This window comes from Niallia endozanthoxylica (assembly GCF_008710145.1).
Lineage (GTDB): Bacteria > Bacillota > Bacilli > Bacillales > Cytobacillaceae > Bacillus_BD > Bacillus_BD endozanthoxylica.
The window spans coordinates 1-2,515 of sequence record NZ_VYKL01000043.1; the positions used below are offsets into that span (position 1 = coordinate 1).

The 2,515-nt window shown below is 37.4% G+C and carries 1 protein-coding gene and 7 tRNA genes; 1 reads left to right on the forward strand and 7 read right to left on the reverse strand.

The window, feature by feature from the left end:
• Window positions 1–95: 95 nt before the first annotated feature.
• Window positions 96–170 (reverse strand) — tRNA-Glu (locus tag F4V44_RS23010).
• Between the two features lie 500 nt (window positions 171–670).
• Here F4V44_RS23010 and F4V44_RS23015 point away from each other — a divergent pair.
• Window positions 671–1,705 carry a DUF3231 family protein gene (locus F4V44_RS23015; protein WP_150442360.1) on the forward strand — a complete coding sequence of 345 codons (1,035 nt, stop codon included), beginning with the start codon at window positions 671–673 and terminating at the stop codon, window positions 1,703–1,705.
• Between the two features lie 210 nt (window positions 1,706–1,915).
• Here the strand turns inward: F4V44_RS23015 and F4V44_RS23020 are convergent.
• The 6 genes from F4V44_RS23020 to F4V44_RS23045 all read right to left on the reverse strand — a co-directional run bounded on the left by F4V44_RS23020 (window position 1,916) and on the right by F4V44_RS23045 (window position 2,427).
• Window positions 1,916–1,990 (reverse strand) — tRNA-Asn (locus tag F4V44_RS23020).
• Window positions 1,991–2,021: 31 nt separating this feature from the next.
• A tRNA-Ile gene (locus tag F4V44_RS23025) sits at window positions 2,022–2,098 on the reverse strand.
• Window positions 2,099–2,110: 12 nt separating this feature from the next.
• Window positions 2,111–2,184: transfer RNA gene (locus F4V44_RS23030), tRNA-Gly, on the reverse strand.
• 7 nt (window positions 2,185–2,191) lie between these two features.
• Window positions 2,192–2,263, reverse strand: a tRNA-Gln gene (locus F4V44_RS23035).
• A 7-nt stretch (window positions 2,264–2,270) separates the two neighbouring features.
• Window positions 2,271–2,346: transfer RNA gene (locus F4V44_RS23040), tRNA-His, on the reverse strand.
• A gap of 8 nt (window positions 2,347–2,354) precedes the next feature.
• Window positions 2,355–2,427 (reverse strand) — tRNA-Phe (locus tag F4V44_RS23045).
• Window positions 2,428–2,515: the final 88 nt, after the last annotated feature.

Genomic DNA, 2,515 nt, shown 5'->3' on the forward strand with positions numbered 1-2,515 from the left:
TCTGCTTGTAAGGCAGATGCTCTCCCAGCTGAGCTAATCCTCCAAAGTTTCTTCTTAAACAATATTATGCCCAGTGGGTTTACATAATATGAAAATGGTGACCCCTACGGGATTCGAACCCGTGTTACCGCCGTGAAAGGGCGGTGTCTTAACCGCTTGACCAAGGGGCCTTAAACTTTGTTTCGTCAACCTTAAAAGTTTTTCTACTTTTCAATAGTAACTGACTTCAGCGACATAAATTAATATATCAATTTTAAATAGCGAAGTCAATAATTTTTCTAAAAAAGTTTTAACTAAGTAAAAAAAGCTTCTTATTTCCAACAATAGCCTTTATATAATCACCGGCGAAGTGATTCTCTTTTATGAAAATATCCCGTTATTCCTTTATTGCAATAGAAATTTGGAGATTGTTTATTTATTTATTTGTAAAGATGAATAGAAAACTATCAAACTGGAAAGAATGATAAATGTATTCCCCTTTGTTGAAAGAGCATTTGCTTTGCAGATGCTCTCTTTTTTTTACACAAATTTTGTTATTGTCATTCCCTGCTAACTCTATTTCTTATTTATCACCGAAAAGTCGCCTGATAAAGTGTGAGATCAGAATATGAATTCCATTTGATTCAAATAATAATAAAAATGAAATGAAAGGAGTTGTGAAACAGCTCTCATGCAAACCATTAAACCAATTCCATTAAGCTCATATAAAACAAGCACGACAGAAAACTTAACATCAGCAGAAATGGGAAAGCTTTGGGCTACCTATATGGGAAACAGCATGGGAAAATGCATTATAAGCTATTTTCTACAGCATGTTCAGGATAAGGATATAAAAGCTTTATTAGAAAATGCCTTAGCATTATCTGAAGAATTTATGAAACAAATGAAGGATATTTTCGAAAAAGAAAATTTCCCTATACCCATAGGATTTAGCGACGAGGATGTAAACCTAAGCGCCCCAAGGTTGTTTGAAGATGAATATTATGTTCATTATTTGAAATATATAACAAAAGCCGGGTTGAGTATATATAACGTAGCAGTCCCTCTCGTCTATCGAAAGGATGTAAAAGAGTTTTACAACTATTCTGCGGCTACCACAACTAATTTAATGGACCAAATTAAAGATATCTTGATGAATAAAGGACTTATAATCAAACCACCTATTATTCCGATTCCAGAGAAAGTTGAATTTGTTCACTACGACTTTATGAACGGTTTCTTAGGACAAGTTCGACCGTTGCACGCATTAGAAATCACCCACTTTTACGATAATATTGAAAACAATGTAACAAGTAAAGCCCTGATTATGGCGTTTGCTCAAGTAGCAAAGGATGAAAAGATTCGGCAGCTGTTTGAAAAAGGAAGGAATTTGACATCTAAGAATGTAGAAAGCTATATGCAAAAACTTCATAATGAAAATTTGCCTTCACCGACTTTTCTAGATGATTTAGTTACCACATCTACCATTCCTCCATTTTCTGATAAGATGATGCTATTTCATAAAATGGATATGTTCTCAATGAAAATTAGAGCCTTTGGAAATTCAGTAGCAGTTAACGGAAGAACCGATATTGCAATGCTTTATGTAAAATCGTTATTAAAGATTCAAGCCTTTGTTAAGGATGCGATGAAAATTTATATTGAGAAAGGCTGGATGGAACAACCACCGATGGCTGCGATGAGAGACAAATTAGCTGCTGAATAGTATAGGTAAACGATTTAGACGAGGTAAGGAGTGCCTGTGATGGGAATCCATAAGAAGAATGATTTCGAAGCATAGCTTTTTCAGGCTATGTTTCATTTTTAATAAAATGTTATTAAAACTAAAAAAACTAATCTTCGTTAAACAAAGATTAGTTTTTACTATTTATACGTTTTATTTAAAAACCAAGTCGTTAGCCTTTTTAAAAAGAAATGGCTCCGCAGGTAGGACTCGAACCTACGACCGATCGGTTAACAGCCGATAGCTCTACCACTGAGCTACTGCGGAATAATATGATTCTATTTAACTTTTTAAATAATGGTGGGCCTAAATGGACTCGAACCATCGACCTCACGCTTATCAGGCGTGCGCTCTAACCAGCTGAGCTATAGGCCCATTATATTTTTATGGAGCGGGTGATGGGAATCGAACCCACGACAACAGCTTGGAAGGCTGTAGTTTTACCACTAAACTACACCCGCAAAGGAACTGGGCTAGCTGGATTCGAACCAACGAATGACGGAGTCAAAGTCCGTTGCCTTACCGCTTGGCTATAGCCCAAAATAAGTGGGGCGGCTGATGGGAATCGAACCCACGAATGTCGGAACCACAATCCGATGCGTTAACCACTTCGCCACAGCCGCCATTATGATGGCTCAGGACGGAATCGAACCGCCGACACATGGATTTTCAGTCCATTGCTCTACCGACTGAGCTACTGAGCCACTTAATATATATATAAAAACAGTAGTGAACACTACTGGAATAAATATGGCGGTCCGGACGGGACTCGAACCCGCGACCTCCTGCGTG

Excerpts from the sequence above, each read along its gene's own strand:
- F4V44_RS23015 (WP_150442360.1), top strand. The coding sequence starts at position 671 with ATGCAAACCATTAAACCAATTCCATTAAGCTCATATAAAACAAGCACG.